The sequence below is a fragment of the Ahrensia marina genome, assembly GCF_001293565.1.
GTDB lineage: Bacteria > Pseudomonadota > Alphaproteobacteria > Rhizobiales > Rhizobiaceae > Ahrensia > Ahrensia marina.
On the sequence record NZ_JXMU01000009.1, the window covers coordinates 92,420 to 113,731 of the forward strand.

The following is a 21,312-nucleotide window of genomic DNA, read 5'->3' on the forward strand; positions in this document are numbered from 1 at the left end:
CTGTGCAGCCCAAATTATCCACCAGAAGCAATGTTGAACCCTTTCACGCAATGGACGTTCTGGCAGAGGCAAACCGGCTGAAGGCAGCGGGCAATAATGTCCTGTCACTCGCCGTCGGCCAGCCCGGAAATCCTGCGCCACTGATCGTGCGCGATACAGCAGCCCAGGCAGCGCTTCATGCACCCATCGGTTATACCGATGCGCTGGGCCGCGCTGATACCCGTTTTGCCATAGCAAAGCATTATGCCGATCACTATGGCGTGGAAATTTCGCCGGACCGCATTGCCATCACAACAGGCTCGTCGGCCGGTTTCATGCTTGCGTTTCTGGCAATCACAGAGCCGGGCGGACGCATCGCGATTGCCGCACCGGGCTATCCTGCCTATCGCAATATCATCAAGTCGTTGTCACTGGAGGCAGTGGAAATTCCGTCTGGCGACAGCACGGACAATGTCTTTGATCTGGATGCGTTTCTTGCTGCTCACAGGGAAAAAAAGATTGATGCGCTGATGATTGCCAGTCCGGCAAACCCAACCGGCGCGACGGTCTCTAAAGAAGAGTTGACGCAAATTATCGAGGTCTGTGACCGCGAAGGCATTACCTTTATTTCTGACGAGATTTATCACCGCCTGAACTATGTGGCCGATGATTTGACCGCGCTTTCGGTCAGCGACGATGCGATCGTCATTAATTCGTTTTCGAAATATTATTGCATGACCGGCTGGCGCATCGGCTGGATGGTGCTGCCGCAAAACATGGTGCGAACTGTCGAACGGCTGGCGCAAAGCCTTTACATTTGTGCGCCGGAAATCAGCCAGATCGCAGCGCCCAAAGCTTTTGAGGCGAGCAAAGAACTGGAAGAGATAAAAGAGGTTTATCGTGCTAACCGGCAACTGCTGGTGGAAGAACTGCCGAAAATGGGCATCACTTTTGCCGCGCCGCCCGATGGCGCGTTTTATGCGTGGTGCGATGTGTCAAAACATACCAATGATTCGATGGACTTTGCCAAAACTATGCTGCGCGAGATCTATGTCGCTGGCGCACCGGGCGTTGACTTTGATCCGGTAAACGGCAACCACTATATGCGTTTTTCCTATGCCGGAAACCATGACGCGATCGTCGAAGCCGTCGAGCGCATTAAAAACTGGATAGGTGGATAGGGCGGGGCGTTAGCTATCAAGAATAGTCTTTGTCTCGTAAGCGTGATTTTTGTTTCGGGCAGAAGTCGTAAGTGACAAAGTGTTGAATTCAAACTATTGGATTCACCCTTACTTCACAGGAAATTTGTAGGTGATGAATGGTCACGGTGATTCATAATACCAATCTCTGAGAAGCTAATTTGATTTATATACTTCCCAAGCCAGCCCGCACAATTGTTGCACTCGCGCTCACCACGCTTTTGCTTGCCGGATGCGGCAATGAATCGGCCACCATACGCTACCGCGCGACCGCTGAGGTGGTTATTGACGGCGAGGTGCGCAGCGGTTCCGCAGTGCGCGAAGCAACCTATTCCGACACGCCGAACAGTTTGACGGGTTTTGGCATGAGCATTGCGGATCGGGGCGAGGCGATTATTGTCGATATTGGTGACGGTCACGGCGTATACATTCTCCGCAATGACCGCTCAGGCTCAGGCAGCAGACTGGCTGGCACAATGCGCCTTTGTTTCGGTGTCGACATAGGCGATGCCGGCTGGACCGATGGTTTCGATGCTTTGCCAGTGGGCCAAACATGCCGCATTCAGCCGAACGAAATGTCTGGTATCATGCCGCTGATAGTCGCATTCCGCAGCGAGACAGTGCCGAAATCCATTTTTGAGGTTACGCCTAAAACACTTAAAAGTGTATTTGGCGTGGAAGGCCGCTTTCAGGGCATGACCTTTGAAAAAGTGAGCCGAAAGACCCCGCTGACCAAAGCGGTGGACGCGCGGCTCCCTTGGTTGGACGATATTCCGTTTGAGGGAACAACTATACGAGGACTAGACCCGTATTTTCCACCAACGATGCCAGCAAGTGATGCCACTTTGGCTCAACGTGTGGGCGATTATTATTTCAGAGATTAGAAAATGCGCGATAACCCCACCCGCACAATTGTTCCACTCGCTTTGGCGCGGCATTAAAAAAGCCCGCTATATCAATCCGATAAAGCGGGCTGTTGATTCAATTCACTAAGGTTTTAGCCGAGTAGTTTGCGTGCCCACCAGCCGCCTTTTTTCGGCTTTGGCTTGTCGCCTGTTTTCGAGACAACAACAGGTTCAACATCATGATTGATATTGGCCTCTGTCGCGCGAACACGCTTGGGTGCTTCGTCGCTATTCTCCGGCGCTTCTTCGCGCGCCACTTCAACCGCAATTTCCTCGCGTTTTGACAAAGCGGGCTTTTCGTCAGCATCCGCTTTGACAGGTTCTGCCTGTGCCTCCGGCTGTGCAGCAGCGCCATTGGCTTGCGGTTGCTGGTTGTCAGCGGCCTCATTTGAAGCGGCAATCTGCTTCTCACCGCCATTATTGCCATTGTCGCCGGAATTGTTATCGCCGGTATCATTGGCGTTATTATCGCCACCATTTTCATGGCGGTTCCGGCCGCGGCCACGGCCACGTTTGCGCCGGTTCCGGTTTTTGCCGTTGCCCTGATTATCGCCGTCCTGATCCGGTGAACCAGACGCCTGCTGGTCGCCATTGTCATCATTGGATGACGGCTCGTTTTCAGACTTTGAATTTGCCGCGTCCCATGCCGCAGCAAATTCAATCATCGGGCCGACAAGCTCGGCATTCGGAATACGGTCCTGCCGGTTTTTACGCCCACGACCACCACGGCGTCCGCGTGAACGGCGGCGGCGTTTGCCGCGTCCGTTATTGCCGTCATTATCATCGCTGTCATTGTCATCCGACTCGTCGTCAGCCGATGCATTTTGTGTATCGTCGCCATTATTGTCGCGGTTCTTTTTGCCACGGCGACGGCGGCGCTTGCGGTTGCCTTGGTTCTCATCATCATTTCTGGGTGAGTTTGGCGAATCCTCGTCTATCGCATTCTGAATGAGAATTTCATCATCGCCGTCCTCAACGGTTTCGACATAATTCTCATCTTCACTGTCATCATAATCGATCGTTACATGCGTTGGCGCACGTTTCGGCAGGTTTGAAACCTCGCCGCGGTCAATCGCCACCATGTCAGCGCCGACACTGTCATCAATCTCGACAGTAATTTTGAGACCGAAACGCTGTTCCATATCAATCAGCGATTCGCGCTTGTCGTTCAGAAGATAAAGGGCGGTCGCGCCGGGCGTACGGACAGTCACGTGGTTCTTGTCGTTGCGGATCAGGTAATCCTCAATCGAGCGAATCACATGCAGCGCAACAGATTGTGCAGAGCGCACTAGACCCGTGCCCTGACAGTGCTCACAAACCTGCATCGTGCTTTCAAGAACGCTGGCGCGCATACGCTGGCGGCTCATTTCAAGCAGGCCGAAATGCGAAATCCGGCCAACCTGAATGCGGGCACGGTCGTTTTTCAGGCAGTCTTTAAGCTTCTTTTCCACCGCACGGTTGTTGCGGTTTTCTTCCATGTCGATGAAGTCAACGACAATCAGACCGGCAAGATCGCGCAGGCGCAGCTGGCGTGCCACTTCTTCGGCAGCTTCCAGATTGGTCGCGATAGCGGTTTCTTCGATTGAATGTTCGCGGGTTGATTTACCCGAGTTCACATCAATCGCCACCAGAGCTTCGGTCTGGTTGATGATAATATAACCGCCGGATTTTAGCGTAACCTGAGGCGACATCAACTTGTCGAGCTGTGCTTCCATGCCGGTGCGGGCAAAAATCGGCGAGGGGTCCTGCCATGGTTTGACCAGCTTGGCGCTGCCCGGCATCAACATCCGCATGAAATCTTTGGCCTGACGGAAGCCTTCTTCACCGGCAACGGTGATCTCGTTAATGTCTTTATTGAACAGATCGCGGATCGAGCGCTTGATCAGATTGCCTTCCTCGTAAACGAGGGAAGGGGCCGATGATGACAGCGTCAGATCACGCACATTGTCCCAAAGGCGCATCAGATATTCATAATCGCGCTTGACTTCCCCGCGTGTCCGGTTGGCACCGGCGGTGCGCAGGATAACGCCCATGCCTTTCGGCACTTCAAGGTCTTTGACCATGTCTTTCAGACGGCGACGGTCATCCGCATTGGTGATCTTACGTGAAATACCGCCACCGCGCGCAGTGTTCGGCATCAGCACTGAATAACGGCCGGCCAATGACATATAAGTGGTCAAAGCAGCGCCCTTATTGCCGCGCTCCTCTTTGACGACCTGCACCAAAATCACTTGGCGGCGTTTGATAACTTCTTGAATTTTATATTGTTTACGCGATGAACGGCGGCGGGGGCGTGAATCCTCAATCGCATCGTCATCATCAGCGACGACATCAACGTCGTCGTCTGTATCCGAATCATCCGAATCGTCATCATCGTCCGAAGATGTATCTAGGTCCGTATCTTCGGAAATCACATCGTCATTATCGATTGCCGCAGCAACACTGACAACGGCTTCGACAAAAGCATGTTCGCCGTTATTGGCCTGCATCCGCTCTTCATAGATTGCCAGCAGCGCATCAAAGGCGACAGGCTCGGCATCCGGTACAGATTGTTTGGCGTAATCACCGCGGTTGCGCCCGCGACCATTGCGGTCGTCTTTGCGTCCGCGGCGGCGCCGACCGCGTCCGCGGCCTTTGTTCTGGCTGCGTGCTTCGGCTTCGGCGTCATCATCAGCTTCTTCCGCATTGGCAAGGGCGGCTTCTTCTTCAACAAGCGCCTGACGGTCGGCCAGCGGGATTTGATAATAATCGGGATGTATTTCGCTAAACGCAAGAAAGCCGTGGCGGTTGCCGCCATAATCGACAAATGCAGCCTGAAGCGATGGTTCGACGCGCGTTACTTTTGCGAGATAAATATTGCCGCGTATCTGGCGTTTATGTTGTGATTCAAAATCGAAGTCTTCGAGACGATTCCCTTTAGTGACGACAACCCGTGTTTCCTCCGGGTGGGAGGAATCGATAAGCATTTTGTTGGACATTATAGTTTATTCCGACAGCCCGGGCGGCACAGTTTATAAGTCTGTGCGCTATTGCGGACAGGCATTGATGAACAAATGCGCCGTGATGGGCTGATTTTTGTGTGATGTGGCTGCGACGGCGCTGCATGATGATCGCCAAGAGGGGCAACGCGTTAAGCGATGTCTCATTCCTCATTGCGTTTTTGTACATTCTCATGGCCCGTCGGCATTCCAAATTATGACCGCTTGTACACGGTCGGTGATATATGCCCGATATCGGGCTAGGACACACCATCTTATGATTAAAGACGCTTGGTCCCTGTTAAAAACCTCTGACCTGGCATTTCGGACAGCGGTAAATTCTTTGTCTCATTGGCGCTTTTTCGCTCAATGGATGACATTAACTTAGGTTTTCGCATTCAAAGTCGCAAGCATTTTAATTCACTGAACTGTAATAATGGGCTATTGAGCCTCAAAATAGCCGCGTTGAAAGACGTAAGCTTACGTCATATTTTTCAAGGTAAGGTGTAAAGGCTTGAACTTGGTCAGCTTCGCGCTGTTTGTTGTTTGTAAATGGCTGGTTAACCATAAATACATAAAATGCGCCATAAATAGCGATCAATAGTGCGTATGGACATGCACTCGCCAATAAGCTGGCTGTTTTGCGTGATAGCAGGGCAGCAATATCAACGAACAAAATGGACGCCAATGGTCTTCGTGCGTAATTTTTCTGTTTTGCTATTGTTTGTCGGCTGGTTAACCGGCGGATTGTCGCTGGCTTATGCGCAAAGTACAGATGTCCCGCTTGCTTTGTCTGCAAAGATTGAAGGCAACGACAAGGCAATGGCCATCACGCTGGTTTTCGACCGTGAAGTGGAGGTTGCTCCGCAACTGCTCAATCACCCTTGGCGTCTGGTGCTGGATTTTCAGCGCCTTGGCTTTGGTTTTGAGATCGATCAGGCAGATTGGAGCGGTTTTGCAACGGATATGCGTTGGGGAGATATGAGCGACGTCAATTCGCGCATAATCTTTGAAATGGACAAACCGTTCAGCATTGTTCAGGTCGATACCCGCAAAAATGCCAAGAACGATACATTTAGCCTCATCTTTTCACTCAATCATAGCGATAGCGACACTTTTAACGCCGCCATGATTGATAATATGCGCACAAATGCAGTCGTGCAGCGTAGCTCGAAGTCTGACCGCTTGGGCGTGTCGTCAAAGCTGAACAAAACAAAAAAGTTCACCGTTGTCATTGACCCGGGGCATGGCGGGATCGATCCGGGCGCCGTCGGGCGTGGTAGGACGTTGGAAAAAGAAATTGTTCTGGCTTTCTCAAAAGAGTTGAAGGCAAGATTCGATGAAGAAGGCGATGTCGACGCAATTTTGACCCGTGACAGCGATGTTTTTATATCTTTGAACGACCGTGTTCAGTTTGCGCGCCAGAGTAACGCTGATTTATTCATTTCCATTCATGCCGATTCTATCCGCGAAAAATATGTACGGGGCGCAACCGTTTACACAATTTCAGACAAGGCGTCCGATAGTGTGGCCGCGCGAATCGCTGAATCTGAAAACCGCGCAGATGAAATAGGCGGCATAAACTTTGCTGATGAGCCGGAGGATGTTGCTGATATCCTCGTTGATCTGGCGCGCAGGGAAACATTGGGTTTTTCGGTTCAGTTTGCGCGGCTTGCGGTTTCAAAGCTCAAAGAAGAAACAAAAATGATCAAAAACCCGCACCGCCATGCAGGTTTCAGGGTTTTGCGCGCGCCGGATGTGCCGTCTGTTTTGATTGAACTTGGCTATCTTTCCAACGCAGAAGACGAAAAACAACTCAAACAAGCGCCTTGGCGTGCTAAGATTGTTGATAAGATTGCCGAATCCGTTACGCGGTTTGCTGAATTGTCCGGTAGGAGGCTATCGGTCGCCAACGGCAAGAGTAACTAGGGCTCGTGCTGTTTCTGTTTGTTTTAGTTGCACAATAGCAACGCGAACCGGCTGTCTGAGGCAAAATGAGAGGCGTGGATTGGCGGTTGCCTTTTTAACGTCTAATTTGGCGTTCAGGCGCAAACACGAAGTAAAACGTGTCCACAGGACACTGGTTCAATAGGTGAAAATGTAATGTTGAGACTGCTCGGCTATTTCTTTGGCATCGGTGTTGTCATGTTTCTGCTCGTGGCCGCGGGTGTATTCATCTATATTGGCGATCTGTCGAAAGAAATTCCCGACTATGAAGTCCTGGCAAGTTACGAACCGCCTGTAACAACGCGCATCCATTCAGCCGATGGACAGTTGATGGGTGAATTTGCCCGCCAGCGCCGTTTGTTTATCCCGATACAAGCGGTGCCTGATCGTGTGAAAGCTGCTTTTCTTTCTGCTGAGGATAAAAACTTTTACCAACATAAAGGCGTGGACTTTCTGGCGCTTGCCCGTGCGATGGTGACGAATGTTCAAAACTATCGCAACGGTCGGCGAATGATCGGTGCTTCCACTATCACCCAGCAGGTTGCCAAGAACTTCCTTTTGACCAATGACCGCACGATTGACCGCAAGATCAAGGAGGCGATTCTGGCCTTCCGTATCGAGCAGGCTTACTCAAAAGACCGTATTCTTGAGCTTTATCTTAATGAGATTTTCTTTGGCGCAGGCGCTTATGGTATTGCGGGCGCATCATTGACCTATTTTGGTAAGTCAGTGAACGAGCTTGATCTGCATGAAGCCGCATATCTGGCGACACTGCCTAAAGCGCCAAGCAATTATGACCCGTTTGACGACACAGAAGCTGCGACAGAACGCCGGAACTGGATCATCGAGCGTATGGTCGAAAACGGTTATGTAACCGGCGAAGAAGCCGAATTGGCCCAAGCAATGGGGCTGGGTGTCAATTACCGTCGCTCAGGTTCATATGTATTCGCATCCGAATATTTCACAGAAGAAGCCCGTAAAGAAATCATCGACCGCTATGGCAATGACGCGCTTTATGAGGGCGGCCTTTCTGTACGCACCACCCTTGATCCGAAATTGCAGGATATTGCACGCCGTTCATTGCAGTCTGCCTTGATCAAATATGACCGTGGCTGGGGCTGGCGCGGAGCAGAAAAACAGATTGATATCTCCGATGATTGGGGCGTGCCGCTGGCAGATGAAAAAGCCTTGCGTGACCGTCCGGAATGGGATGTGGCCGTCGTTCTATCTGTCTCTGAAGACGGTGCCGATATCGGTTTAAAGCCTGACAAAGAGGTCTCCGGCGCTGTAAAAAGCGACAGGGAGCGGGGTTTCATAAAAGCCGAAAATCTCAAATGGGCCTTCCGTATGCGCAATGCGCAAAGCGAGCGTGTGACGGCAAAATCCATCGATGAAGTACTTAAAGCCGGCGATGTGATCTTTGTCGAAAAATCGGACGAAGGTAATGATTATGGCCTTCGCCAAATTCCTAAAGTTTCCGGCGCGCTGGTTTCCATGGACCCCAATACCGGACGTGTATTGGCAATGGTTGGCGGTTTCTCCTATTCAGAATCGCAGTTTAACCGCGCCACGCAGGCTTATCGTCAGCCGGGTTCCTCTTTTAAGCCGTTCGTATACGCCGCAGCGCTTGATAATGGTTACACACCGGCTTCCGTTATTCTTGATGCGCCTATCAAACTTGTTTCCGGCGGCAAGGTCTGGGAACCGAAAAACTACTCTGGCGGCGGTGCCGGTCCGTCAACACTGCGCCTTGGTATCGAGCGCTCTAGAAACCTGATGACCGTGCGTCTTGCAAAAGATATGGGTATGCGCCTTGTCGCAGATTATGCGGAGCATTTCGGTATCTATGACAAAATGCTGCCGGTTTTGGCGATGTCTCTCGGTTCCGGTGAAACGACTGTGATGCGCATGGTTTCAGCGTTTTCCGTTCTCGCCAATGGCGGTCGTCAGATCAAACCGTCAATCATTGACCGTGTGCAGGACCGTTACGGTAAAACGATCTACAAGCAGGACAGCAGAATTTGTGAGGGCTGTAATGCCTCACGTTGGGTAGGCCAAAACGAGCCTGAACTGGTTGATACACGCGACCAGATCCTTGACCCGATGACGGCCTATCAAATCACTTCCATGATGGAAGGCGTTGTCCAGCGCGGTACCGCGACAAAATTGAAGGCGCTGGAGCGTCCGATCGCAGGTAAAACCGGCACAACCAATGATGAAAAAGATGCTTGGTTTGTCGGCTATACACCGAATATGGTCACCGGCGTCTATATCGGTTTTGACCAGCCGCGTGCGATGGGGCGCGGATCGACCGGCGGTGAGTTGGCCGCGCCTGTTTTCCAGGCATTTATGGGCGAAGCTCTGGAAGGTGTCGAGCCGGTAGATTTCAAAGTGCCTGAAGGCATGACCATCATCAATATCAACCGCAAAACCGGTCTTGCGGCAGAAGGTGCACCTGTCGGCGGCGATATCATTGCCGAAGCTTTCAAACCTGGCACAGGGCCGGCTGACACTTATTTTGTGATCGGCGCGGAAGTGGCCGAGCAGCGCGAACGTCAGCGCGCTATTTCACCAAATGCGCAGCGTGCGGTGGAAACAAACTCCGGCGGACTTTTCTAGTCATTCAGCCCTTTACATTGTGCTCAGGCTTTTTCTAAAAGCCTGAGACATCTTTTCTAACTCATTTTGAATTTGGACCATTATTTATGCGCGCGGAAATTTCGGCACTTGTCGATGACATCAAGCAGGCAATCGCCCTGCTGAGGAGGCATCTTTGACTGGGATGCAGCTTCCAAAAGACTAGATTACTTAAATTCACGCGCCGAAGACCCCGATCTTTGGAATGACCCGGACGAAGCGCAAAAGCTGATGCAGGAGCGCCAGCGCCTTGAAGAAATGACCAGCGCGATAAAAGGCTTTGACCAGAATTTGGCAGATAGTATCGAACTTATCGCAATGGGCGAGGAAGAGGGCGATCAGGACACGGTCAATGATGCCGAAGAGGTCATCAAAGCCATGCAGGGCGAGATCGAAAAAATGTCGATTGAAGCACTGCTTTCCGGAGAGCTTGATTCCAGCGATACCTTTGTTGAAGTGCATTCCGGTGCCGGCGGCACAGAAAGTCAGGACTGGGCGAACATGCTGTTCCGCATGTATTCGCGCTGGGCAGAGCGCCGTGGCTTTAAGGTCGAGTTGCAGGAATATTCTGCCGGTGATGAAGCCGGCATCAAATCGGCCACGATCCTTGTAAAAGGCCATAATGCGTATGGTTGGCTGAAAACAGAAACCGGTGTGCACCGCTTGGTGCGTATTTCGCCGTTTGATTCCAATGACCGTCGCCACACATCATTCTCCTCTGTCGGCGTTTATCCTGTGATTGACGATAACATTGAAGTTGAAGTGTTGGATAAGGATATCCGCGTCGATACTTTCCGATCGTCTGGTGCCGGTGGCCAGCACGTAAACACGACGGATTCCGCGGTTCGTATTACACACTTCCCAACTGGCATCGTGGTGACATCATCGGAAAAGTCACAACACCAAAACCGTGCGAACTGTATGAAAGCATTGCGCGCGCGGCTTTATGATATGGAAATGAAAAAGCGCGAAGATGCGGCCGCAGCTTCCCATGACGGCAAAACCGATATTGGTTGGGGCCACCAGATCCGCTCTTATGTGATGCAACCATATCAGTTGGTCAAAGATCTGCGCACCGGCGTTGAATCGACATCGCCGCAGGATGTGCTCGACGGTGCGCTGGATCCGTTTATGGAAGCTGCCTTGGCCGCCAAAGTGAATGGCGAACAAGGCGAAGTGGAAGATCTGGATTAATCCGGATCTAGGCTGCCGCGACCAGCTTGTCGGCTTTGACCGGCTGTGCAGCCTGCATAACTTTTCCCATATGCCGCGCGACATCGGTCATGCGGCATGAAAAGCCCCATTCATTGTCATACCATGCCATGACCTGAACCATCGTGTCACTCATGACTTTGGTTTGCGCCGGTGCAAAACAGGATGATGCCGGATTGTGGTTAAAGTCGATGGAGACCTTCGGCGCCGGATCATAGGACACAATGCCTTTGAGGTCGCCTTCAGCGGCAACACGCATCGCTTCGTTGATTTCGTCAATCGAGGTTGCGCGTGAGGCAACGAACTTCAAATCCACCAGCGAAACATTCGGCGTTGGCACGCGCACAGACGAGCCGTCCAGCTTGCCGTTAAGTTCGGGGATGACAAGACCAACCGCTTTGGCCGCGCCGGTTGAGGTCGGGATCATGGCGTTGGCTGCACCGCGCGCGCGGTAAACATCCTTGTGGTGGCGGTCGAGCGTTGGCTGGTCGCCGGTAAATGAATGTACTGTCGTCATAAAGCCGTGCTCAATGCCGACAGCCTCGTTAAGCGCATAAGCCACAGGAGCAAGACAATTGGTTGTGCAAGAAGCGGCTGAAATAACCAGATCGTTCGGCGTTATTTCTTCATGGTTTACGCCATACACGATTGTTTTATCGGCAGGTTTTCCCGGTGCAGAAAGAAGGACGCGTTTCGCGCCGGCCTCAATATGCGGCATCGACTTTTCTGTCGAGTTGAACGCGCCGGTACATTCCAGCACAATATCAACACCCAGATCATCCCATGGCAAATTGGCCGGATTGCGATCGGCAAAGAAAGGAACAAATCCGCGGCCGGTATCAAAGCCTTTTTCCGTATCATTGATTTCGCCCGGAAACAGACCATGCACAGAATCATAGCGAAGCAGATGCGCGTGTGTAGAAACCGGACCGGAATTGTTGATCGCGACAACTTCAATATCATCACAGCCAAGCTCATGAATGGCGCGGTATGTCAGTCGGCCAATGCGTCCGAATCCGTTAATGGCAACACGAATAGTCATTAAAAATCTCCAATTTTTAGTGCTAACGCACTCCTATGAGCCGCCACTTAGTTTAATTTTTTTTAAAACGAAACCCTCCAAAAGTTTATTAAACGATTGAAATTATAAAGAATTCACAAGCTTGGTAAATTTAAATGTTTTAAATCGGTTTAAACGAAAGCTGCTTCTGTTCTGCAAGCAGTGCCCCCGGCAGGTGTATTGCGAAGCAATCACCGAGAGGGTGAGGCTGGCCAACGGAACCACGCACACCAGCATTATCGCGCTCTAGTTTTGAGGCAATTTAAACGGCACAGCAATGTAAGAAGCATCACGGCGGAATAGCATCTTCCATCGTGGCAGCAGGGCATATCATTGCGATATGAAAAAACACATGGTTTTGCGCGGCACGTTTCATCGCTTCAATCCACGCGCGGGCAGCAAGAATGTTGACCAAATGCCGCGCGATAACGCGCAGATTAAGCAATATATGCCGGAGGGATTTCAGGCGCTTGATAATGCCGCTGGTCGTTAGCGCGCCGAGCGTGAAAGCGCTATTGAAGGCAATGAACGCGCCGGCCGCGTTCTCAAAATTTGGCGCACAACGCTTTTTGATTTGGTTAGAATAGAAAAGCGCGACCAGCAGGCAGGCGGCGGCTTTCTCGGCAATGATGATGCGATCAAGAATCCATGCCGATAAACGACGCGGAAGCGGTTTATCGCTACGCGCATTAATAAGATGCGTCGCGCCCAGCCAGCAGAAAACAATGCGCAAAAGCGCAATCCTGTTTCTTTCTATGGCGGTGGCAATGCTCATATGTACTCCGTTTTAATTGCGGAGCATTATGGGTAAGGGCGTGAGGGGGTGGATAAGTTTTGTTGGCGGGAGAGTACAAACACCGCCGTCATTTCTATACCTGTCTAAAACAAGCATAACGACGTGGGAAGGAATCCGTTCCGTGAAGCTTGTGAAGAGTACATTCTCGGAAGAGTTGAGAAACTCGCCAACATATCGCTATGGATTCCTGTGACGAGCACAGGAATGACGGAGGGTATAAAGGCGCCTGATAACGAAAAAGCTTGAGTTGTTTTGTTATCCGAGGTCCATTGTATATAACTATACACAATGGACTATTTGAATGACTATTGCAGACAATAAATCTATCAATGTAAATTTTGATATTCCAGTCAGCGTAGACCAAGCTTGGTTTTTCGGCAGTCTTATAGCTTTTGGCGCAATACTGGTTGCGGTTTTGTTTGTTCGTAACAGGTGGGCAGAAAATCAAAAACGTTCTTGGCGCCTTCATGAAAAGCGTTCACTGAATACATTGAGCTGGTTCGCAGTTGTTCTATCGCCATTTTGGTTTGCGCTATTGCTACTCACTCTTAAAGGAACGTTTTCGCTTTGGTTCAATCCGCCACCTGTTGATAATAATTCAGGTGACGCATTAGCCTATAGGGTTCATTTTCTTGCAATTGTTGGGTTGATGACTGCGCTAGCCGGATTGATTGGTACGCCTTTGGCGTTGCTACGTGTTCTAACAGTCGAACGGCAAACAAAGGCTCAAGAAGAAGGTTTGATTACCGACCGTATTAATAAGGCTATTGAGGGGCTTGGTGCTGAGAAAACAGTTAAACGCTATCGCGATATACATAGATATGAGACTGATAACGATGGTAATTATGTATTTGATCCTGACGGGAACCCTGTGATTGCTGTACGAGCGGACGGTGAGCCAATAGTTCGTAGAGAATTAATTGAAGAAACGGTTCCAAACCTAGAGGTGCGCATTGGAGCGATTTATGCTTTGGAGCGTATAGCAATATTAAATATAGATGAGCATATCCAGATTATGGAGATTTTGTGCGCTTACGTTCGTGAGAACGCCCCATTAAAGCAAGCGTCACAGCCATTAGAAGTCGAGGGAACGCCTGTTGTTCGGGGCGATATTCAAACTGCTTTGACAGTATTGGGGCGGCGTCCTAAGAGAAATATAGATACAGAAATTCAACGAAAATTTAGATTAGATTTGCGCAAGACTCAGTTGTCTGGGGCTGACTTCACAAGAGGAAATTTTTCTGCCACGCAATTTCATGATTGTAGCCTTCAAGGGTGTCGATTTGACTTAGCAAATTTAGAAGGTTCCCAATTTTTTATGGCAAATCTCAATTGGTCAAGTTTCAGGAGGGCTCTGTTAAATGGTGTTCGATTTGATCACGCAATCTATACCGAAAGTAACGTATTAAATGTTCCTCGTCCAAATGATCAAGAAACCATTTTCTTAAATGCTGCTGATTTCAGCAGTATGTTTATCCGAGATGAACAATTAAAACAGTACTTTGGAACTTCGGATACTAAGTTACGTGGCAGGGTATTTAACGCTCAAGCTATATTAGACCTAGAATATAAAATGAACGACGCAAAGCGCGATGGCGATAAGGTATTGCTAGGTCAAGCTTTGGCAGAGTTAAGTGCATTGCCCGACGGTCACTGGTCACCCTATACTGCGTCTGACCTTGCAACACATGAATATGCGCAAAAGTTCGCCAAAGAGCGTGGCTTAAATAGTTGGCCTCATTCCTCGCACTAAACTTTGTTACAGTTTAAGATCTGTCACAATTTTTACAACCTAACAAAACCTCCCGCAAATTCCTGTCACGGATTTACATCAATTTTGCGCCGTAAAATGCGATTTATCTGGATTTTGCTGCGCTTCACTCATTAGAACTTGCTTCATCAACACGGTGGAACTGACCGTTGTTACAGTTTTTACAACGAAAGGCTTAAGACGCCTCAAGGAGCAAGTAAAATGAGCTATTCAGCTGAAATCGATGCAGCAAAAGCGACAATCGCGAAAAACGGTCCGTCATGGAGCGGCATTGATGCGGAATCAGTTGCCCGTATGCGTGCACAGAACAAATTCCAGACCGGCCTTGATATTGCGCGCTACACAGCGGCGATCATGCGCAAGGACATGGCAGCATATGATGCCGATCCGGCCAATTACACGCAGTCGCTGGGTTGCTGGCATGGCTTTATCGGTCAGCAGAAAATGATCTCCATTAAAAAGCATTTCGGCACGACAAAGGGTCGTTACCTTTATCTTTCCGGCTGGATGGTTGCGGCGCTCCGCTCGGAATTTGGCCCATTGCCGGATCAGTCGATGCACGAAAAAACATCCGTGCCTGCGCTTATCGGCGAGCTTTACACATTTTTGCGTCAGGCCGATGCGCGCGAGTTGGGTGGTCTTTTCCGTGATCTGGACAGCGCCAAAGAGGCGGGCGATCAGTTGAAAGCCGCAGCAATCCAGAAAGAGATTGACGAGCATCAAACCCATATTGTTCCAATCATCGCGGACATTGATGCCGGTTTCGGCAATGCCGAGGCGACCTATTTGCTGGCCAAAAAGATGATCGAAGCGGGTGCCTGCGCGCTTCAGATTGAAAATCAGGTGTCGGACGAAAAACAATGCGGTCACCAAGACGGCAAGGTTACGGTTCCGCATGATGATTTTCTGGCGAAAATCCGCGCCTGTCGCTACGCCTTTATGGAGTTGGGCGTTGAGGACGGCATCATCGTAACGCGCACAGACTCGCTGGGCGCGGGCCTGACAAAACAGATCGCATTTTCTGCCAAGGAAGGTGACATTGGCGACCAATATAACAGCTTTCTTGATTGCGAAGAGGTAACGGCTGACGATCTGCGTTCTTCAGACGTTGTCATCAAGCGCGACGGCAAATTGCTCCGTCCAAAGCGTCTGGCCTCAAACCTCTTCCAGTTCAAGCCGGGTACAGGCGAAGACCGCTGCGTCCTTGACTGTATTACATCGCTGCAAAACGGTGCGGACCTGCTTTGGATTGAAACCGAAAAGCCGCATATCGGCCAGATCGGCGGCATGGTGAACCGTATCCGCGAAGTCATGCCGAATGCCAAACTGGTTTATAACAATTCGCCGTCATTTAACTGGACGTTGAATTTCCGCCAGCAGGTATTTGATGCGTGGGAAGCTGAGGGCAAGGATACATCCGCTTACCAGCGTGACCGCCTGATGAGTGTTGATTATGATGACAGTGAACTGGCGAAAGAAGCCGACGAGCGTATCCGCACGTTCCAGAAAGACGCGGCGCGTGAAGCGGGCATCTTCCACCACCTGATCACTCTGCCGACATACCACACGGCGGCATTGTCAACCGACAATCTTGCCAAGGAATATTTCGGCGAGCAGGGCATGCTGGGCTATGTTGCCGGTGTTCAGCGCAAGGAAATTCGTCAGGGCATCGCTTGCGTTAAACATCAGAACATGGCCGGTTCTGATATTGGCGACGATCACAAAGAGTACTTTGCCGGTGAAGCTGCGCTGAAAGCGGGCGGCAAAGACAATACAATGAACCAGTTCGCGGCTGAATAATAATTCACGCGCGATAATCAAAGATCAAACAGGTGTCATAGTGATATGGCACCTGTTTTTGCTTGTAATAATGTGATTAGTCGTTGCAACGCGGTTTTTACATGACATTATACCGCCAAGCCGTTTGAGGCATAAAATTAGCGGGAGGCTTTTATGAAAAGACGTCATTTGATCATCGGTGCGGCACTTGCGGCAATGATGAGCACAACTTCATCCTATGCGCAGGACGTAACACTGCGTTTGCATCAATTCTTGCCCAAGCAGGCATCTATTCCGGGCCGCGCGATTGAGCCATGGATCGAGAAAGTTCAAAAAGAATCGGATGGCCGGATTAAAATCGAGCACTTCCCGTCAATGCAATTGGGCGGCAAACCACCTGCGCTTTATAGTCAGGCTGTTGATGGCGTTGCCGATATTGTCTGGACTGTTGTTGGCTATACACCGGGCCGGTTCCCGAAATCAGAAGTGTTTGAATTACCGTTTATGAGCGGCGATGCTGCGTCATCTTCAAAAGCGTTTCATGAGTTCATCATCGAAAACGCAATGGATGAATATACAGATTCGCATCCGATCGTATTCCATACGCATGGCCCGGGTTTCATCCATTCCAACAAGCCGGTGGCGACCCTTGATGACATTAAGGGCCAGAAATTGCGTGGCCCGACCCGCGTAATCACCAATCTTTTGGGTAAGCTGGGCGCAACACCTGTCGGTATGCCGGTTCCTGCTGTGCCTGAGGCGGTGTCAAAAGGCGTGATTGATGGCGCTGTTATTCCGTGGGAAGTGACATTGCCGCTGAAAATGACCGAGCTGACAAAAAACCATGCCGGTTTTGCAGAGGCTCCGGGACTTTACACTGCAACATTCGTCATGACGATGAACAAGGCAAAATATGAAAGCCTGCCGGACGATCTCAAAGCGGTCATCGACAACAATTCCGGTCCGGAAGTCTCCAAACTGTTTGGTCAGGCAATGGATGACATGGACAAGGTCGGCCGCTCAAAAGCAGACGAAACCGGCAACACAATCATTGATCTTGAAGATCAGCGTGACGCGTGGATGAAAGTTGGCGCTGAAGTGGAAGCGGACTGGATCGCTGAAATGGACGGCAAAGGCGAAGATGGTGCCGCGCTTGTCAAAGCCGCCCGTGATGCGATTGCCAAAAACGCTGAATAAAATAGCGTCAATCAAGAAACAAGGCGGTCAGCAATGACCGCCTTTTTCATATGGATTATCCTCACTTTAGAATGATAATCCAATAACCGTACGCAATTGAGGCTAACCCGCCTATACATAAATTCTCGAGCATGTGAAAAGCGCTGGAAACGCCCGGCAAATAGATTGCGCATATGCTTGTTATCTCTCAAATCCTACGGTCTCTTGGGCCGCCCATCGGTCTGGTATCGCCAAGAGAAGCGCTGCGGGCAGGGGTCGGCGCATTAATTGGCCTTGGCGTTGCAGGTCTTTTGCTCTCGCTTTTATCCGTTGATTTACAACTGCGCCTTTATTTGATTGCACCATTTGGTGCGAGTGCCGTGCTTTTGTTTGCCGTGCCGAACAGCCCGTTGGCGCAGCCTTGGTCGGCAATTGTCGGCAATACGATCGCCGCACTGGTTGGTGTCGCTATATGCCTGACTGTTCCTGATCCTGTCCTGCGTGTTGCTGTGGCCGTCGGGCTTGCGATTTTTGCAACATCCCTGTTTCGCGCCGTTCATCCGCCGGCCGGTGCTGTTGCGATGACGGCTGCCATGAACCCCGACGCGGTGGCTGACCTCGGCTTTCAATTTGCATTGGCTCCGGTTGCAGCCGGAACTGTATTTCTTGTTTGTGCCGCGACCATTTATGCCAGGTTCACAGGGCGGCGATACCCGTTCAGGCAGTTTGATGAGCCCAACAGTTACGGCACACAAGATCCTGCGCCGATGGAACGTCTTGGTCTGTCTGAAGAAGAGTTGATCGAGATTTTGGAGCGCTACCGCCAGTCATTCAACCTTGGTGTTGAAGATTTGGCCAGATTGGTCGGTGCCGCCGAAATGCAGGCGGCAACGCACAGAACCGGGCCATTGAACGCGCATGATATAATGTCGCGTAATCTGGTAACCGTTAAACCCGATACACAGCTTGCCGAGATCGCCGAACTGTTCCGGCAACATCAATTTACAGCGCTGCCGGTCGTCGATGAACACAACAGATATTTAGGCGTAATATTTCAAATACATCTGATTAACCGCGGACAGAAGGACGCCGATAAAACCCGCCTGAAATTCAGTGCGGCCATGGCACGCCTCTTATCCAAGACGCCGGAAAGACCTGTGTATGCATCTGATGTTATGGATGTTGACGGGCCGCGCGTTTCGCCCACAGCAGCGATTGCAACCTTATTGCCTTTGATGGCTCAGGGTGAAGTCGATGCTGTACCGGTATTGGAGGACGGGACAATCGTCGGCATTGTGACACAAACCGACCTGATAGCCGCACTAGCCAGGCGCAGCTTGCCGGAAAAGTCGCATAGTTAGTTTGTTGAAGTTGATCGCGGGCGCTATCACTTATGTGGGGAGGGCCGAATATCTCCTTGGAGCCCATTCTGGCCCTTGCCAACCTCGCAGGCACACGGCCTTAAAACAGGCGACAAAACCAAATTTTGTGCTAATGCACGCCACCAAATCCCAACAATGTGAAAAATGAGCATGAAGCTTCAGCAGGCGCGCAAATTTTCTGTGGCACCCGTGATGGATGGGGTGACTTTCAAAAACTAAAATAATAATCAATTATTTAGGGGGATAAGAAACTTTATGTTGTTCTGAAAGTTGTTCGAATTCAATTTAAAAACCTTAAAATATACGGTTTGTGGCTTTTCCGGCTTCCTTATTTCGATAGTTCGGCTGCGTGATTACCTGTTAGTGCTTCGCCCGCAAATATTTTACTCGAGATTTGGCTAATTATTGCCTTTTGAATGGTAGTGAACTTTTCATCCTCTGTACCATAATGTTTTTTTAAGCTTCCAAAGGCTGTTGGATGTGGGTGTTTGTCGACGTGCGTGATGCCGAATTTGCTCAGCGCCTCTTGAGCTGCATTTCCAAATGCTACCCACAGTACCGGACTAACGATGTCCATTTCCGCTTTGAACACCTCCCGTTCGATTTGTCTTGTAGAGATGTTCCTCTTGATGCCTGAAGATGGTTCAACATAGAGTTTCCAAACATCTGTGAAGTATACACCGAGACCTTGGCGACATAGCCACTCGACCACTGGCCACAAAATCTTCCCGCCTCTACTGCTTCCGCCCTGCGTCGAAAAACCCCATGGGGTGCACATAGATAGCCCTCTAGGCGCCCAATCACTTTTTCGAAGTGGGTCCTGTGATGCAATAATCACCATCTTACCATTCCAATTGTGTTTTGGTGTAATGAGGAGTGGCAAGTCGAAGCCAGAATGAACGGAGCAAAGGTCAGGTGCTTGATTAAATTTGCAGGCGTCGACAGGTATTGTGGGAATCGTAACAGATAGTTCAAAACGCTCGCCTGCAAATTCCCGCCTATAAATTTCTCCCATCTGGACAAGGAAGTTTGTATCAAAGAGCGGGGAGTGTGACTTTTCAATAATGCCTTGCCAAATATCGGGGCGGTTGGCTTCTAGCCAGTTGGACGTTACCATCTCTGTCATTCCATTCATAAAGTAGGGGGCGGTAAAAGCAGCTGGGGTATACTCTAGATTTGTTTAAGGCTTTATGTCGAGTAACCCCACACGCTTCTATTTGGTGTGGGGACTGGTGGGCAATGGGGCATTAATCGAGTAGTTGGTAAGGACCTATTTGAGCCCAAATTGCCAATTCGCAATGTCCAAGCGAGTGTCTCAAAAGTCCGCATTGCTACCCTTGAATTGTCATTTCTACCGTGTCGCCCTGTTTGCGCGCGCTTAAGGTCACAATTGTGCAAAAATACACGAATTGGCTGACTGGATAGAGCTCAATATGCCCGCGATTACGCAGGTTTGGGATAAGAAGGTGCAGCCTAAGGCGTCTGAATGACTAAATAGGTCGTGCAATCAAGCGCCGTTTAAGAAATGTCAGCACAGCCGCGCGCATCGCAGGTGTTTCCTCATGGCCGACTTCTGGTTCGATATGAAAAGTCAGCAGGTCGGTCTTATCGCCATAAGCCGCAATCAATTCATCCTGCGCGACTTTGAAGGCATCGGGCGGCGAGCTCCAATCTTTCAGGCCAACACCGCAAAATTGAGCGCGCGGCGCAATCAATCCTGCCAGTTGCCCGCTTGAACAGGTCGCAAGCAATCCCGGCACGGTCATATAATGCCCGTGATTATCATGATTGCCGAGTTTCACCAGCGTTGCAAGATCGGCAAAGCAGCACAAATGGGCGGCTGTCTTGATGCGGGTGTCGAGCGCGGCAAGCCACCAAGCGTGGGTACCACCCATTGAAATGCCAAGTGTGCCGATACGTGCCGAATCCACTTGAGGAAGATCGCATAGATAATCAAGGCCGGCACTTAGCTCTGCGAGCATCTGGCCGAACAATGTTTTGCCATACCAAAGCGCTGTTTTGGATGCCGCGCTTTCTTCCGGAGACGAGCGTGAACCGAAACACGGCATCTCAAGGCAAAGAACAACAAAACCAAGCGCAAGAAGATCTTCGGCATAGGGGCCGACAAGAGCAGGGCGGCTGTCACACAGTTCATTGATGCCGATGTCGTAACGCGCGCCGTGCGCATGACAGTATAGAATAGCGGGAGATGGTGTCTGGGAACTGGCACCCGCAGGCTCCAGCATCACGGCTGGAATAGCGGTGTTGTCCTGCGTTGTAAAAACCATCCGCTTGGCTGTGCCATGCTGCAATTCCACAGTCGTTTCGATTTTCGACAACGACAATTTATAGTGCTGCAGGCTGACACCGAGCAGTTTTTTAACATGATCGCGAATCGAATTTGTATCGGGAGAGCTCATAGCCAAACCATTTCATGATACTTTGAAGTGCACAATCACAACAAGAAAAACCGCCACATCATTGCTGATGC

15 protein-coding genes are annotated in these 21,312 nt (G+C 50.5%); 9 read left to right on the plus strand and 6 right to left on the minus strand.

Annotation, left to right across the window (positions count from 1 at the left end):
- The first annotated feature begins 50 nt into the window (after positions 1-50).
- Positions 51-1,160: a pyridoxal phosphate-dependent aminotransferase gene (locus SU32_RS07380; RefSeq protein ID WP_053998706.1), complete on the plus strand. Its 1,110-nt coding sequence runs from the start codon at positions 51-53 to the stop codon at positions 1,158-1,160.
- Positions 1,161-1,339: 179 nt separating this feature from the next.
- Positions 1,340-2,062: a hypothetical protein gene (locus SU32_RS07385; RefSeq protein WP_053998707.1), complete on the plus strand. Its 723-nt coding sequence runs from the start codon at positions 1,340-1,342 to the stop codon at positions 2,060-2,062.
- A 113-nt stretch (positions 2,063-2,175) separates the two neighbouring features.
- Here the strand turns inward: SU32_RS07385 and SU32_RS07390 are convergent, their stop codons facing one another.
- Positions 2,176-5,061 carry an Rne/Rng family ribonuclease gene (locus SU32_RS07390; RefSeq protein ID WP_053998708.1) on the minus strand — a complete coding sequence of 962 codons (2,886 nt, stop codon included), beginning with the start codon at positions 5,059-5,061 and terminating at the stop codon, positions 2,176-2,178.
- Between the two features lie 451 nt (positions 5,062-5,512).
- Complete coding sequence (locus tag SU32_RS17420; protein ID WP_211097706.1) at positions 5,513-5,737, minus strand: hypothetical protein; 225 nt, start codon at positions 5,735-5,737, stop codon at positions 5,513-5,515.
- A 20-nt stretch (positions 5,738-5,757) separates the two neighbouring features.
- On the opposite strand from SU32_RS17420, the gene SU32_RS07400 reads away from it, so the two are divergent.
- The 3 genes from SU32_RS07400 to prfB all read left to right on the plus strand — a co-directional run bounded on the left by SU32_RS07400 (position 5,758) and on the right by prfB (position 10,839).
- A complete protein-coding gene (locus SU32_RS07400) occupies positions 5,758-6,990 on the plus strand; it encodes an N-acetylmuramoyl-L-alanine amidase family protein (protein WP_211097707.1) in 1,233 nt (410 codons plus the stop codon).
- A gap of 174 nt (positions 6,991-7,164) precedes the next feature.
- Positions 7,165-9,627 carry a penicillin-binding protein 1A gene (locus SU32_RS07405; RefSeq protein ID WP_053998711.1) on the plus strand — a complete coding sequence of 821 codons (2,463 nt, stop codon included), beginning with the start codon at positions 7,165-7,167 and terminating at the stop codon, positions 9,625-9,627.
- Between the two features lie 86 nt (positions 9,628-9,713).
- A protein-coding gene (gene prfB / locus SU32_RS07410) for a peptide chain release factor 2 (protein ID WP_144421065.1) occupies positions 9,714-10,839 on the plus strand; the annotation gives its coding sequence in 2 pieces (ribosomal slippage) (positions 9,714-9,782 and positions 9,784-10,839; 1,125 coding nt in all).
- A 7-nt stretch (positions 10,840-10,846) separates the two neighbouring features.
- On the opposite strand, the gene gap is transcribed toward prfB, so the two are convergent.
- A complete protein-coding gene (gene gap, locus SU32_RS07415) occupies positions 10,847-11,899 on the minus strand; it encodes a type I glyceraldehyde-3-phosphate dehydrogenase (RefSeq protein WP_053998713.1) in 1,053 nt (350 codons plus the stop codon).
- Positions 11,900-12,206: 307 nt separating this feature from the next.
- Entirely contained in the window at positions 12,207-12,692 is a 486-nt protein-coding gene (locus SU32_RS07420) for a hypothetical protein (RefSeq protein WP_053998714.1), read from the minus strand.
- A 322-nt stretch (positions 12,693-13,014) separates the two neighbouring features.
- On the opposite strand from SU32_RS07420, the gene SU32_RS07425 reads away from it, so the two are divergent.
- The 4 genes from SU32_RS07425 to SU32_RS07440 all read left to right on the plus strand — a co-directional run bounded on the left by SU32_RS07425 (position 13,015) and on the right by SU32_RS07440 (position 18,800).
- Positions 13,015-14,466 carry a pentapeptide repeat-containing protein gene (locus SU32_RS07425; RefSeq protein ID WP_053998715.1) on the plus strand — a complete coding sequence of 484 codons (1,452 nt, stop codon included), beginning with the start codon at positions 13,015-13,017 and terminating at the stop codon, positions 14,464-14,466.
- A 219-nt stretch (positions 14,467-14,685) separates the two neighbouring features.
- Complete coding sequence (locus SU32_RS07430; RefSeq protein WP_053998716.1) at positions 14,686-16,284, plus strand: isocitrate lyase; 1,599 nt, start codon at positions 14,686-14,688, stop codon at positions 16,282-16,284.
- Between the two features lie 153 nt (positions 16,285-16,437).
- Entirely contained in the window at positions 16,438-17,460 is a 1,023-nt protein-coding gene (locus SU32_RS07435) for a TRAP transporter substrate-binding protein (RefSeq protein ID WP_053998717.1), read from the plus strand.
- Positions 17,461-17,633: 173 nt separating this feature from the next.
- Positions 17,634-18,800: an HPP family protein gene (locus SU32_RS07440; RefSeq protein ID WP_053998718.1), complete on the plus strand. Its 1,167-nt coding sequence runs from the start codon at positions 17,634-17,636 to the stop codon at positions 18,798-18,800.
- Between the two features lie 349 nt (positions 18,801-19,149).
- On the opposite strand, the gene SU32_RS07445 is transcribed toward SU32_RS07440, so the two are convergent.
- Entirely contained in the window at positions 19,150-19,947 is a 798-nt protein-coding gene (locus tag SU32_RS07445; protein WP_160316298.1) for a uracil-DNA glycosylase family protein, read from the minus strand.
- Positions 19,948-20,311: 364 nt separating this feature from the next.
- The gene (locus tag SU32_RS07450; RefSeq protein ID WP_053998720.1) at positions 20,312-21,241 is read right to left on the minus strand and encodes a dienelactone hydrolase family protein; all 930 of its coding nucleotides are present in this window, start codon (positions 21,239-21,241) and stop codon (positions 20,312-20,314) included.
- Positions 21,242-21,312: the final 71 nt, after the last annotated feature.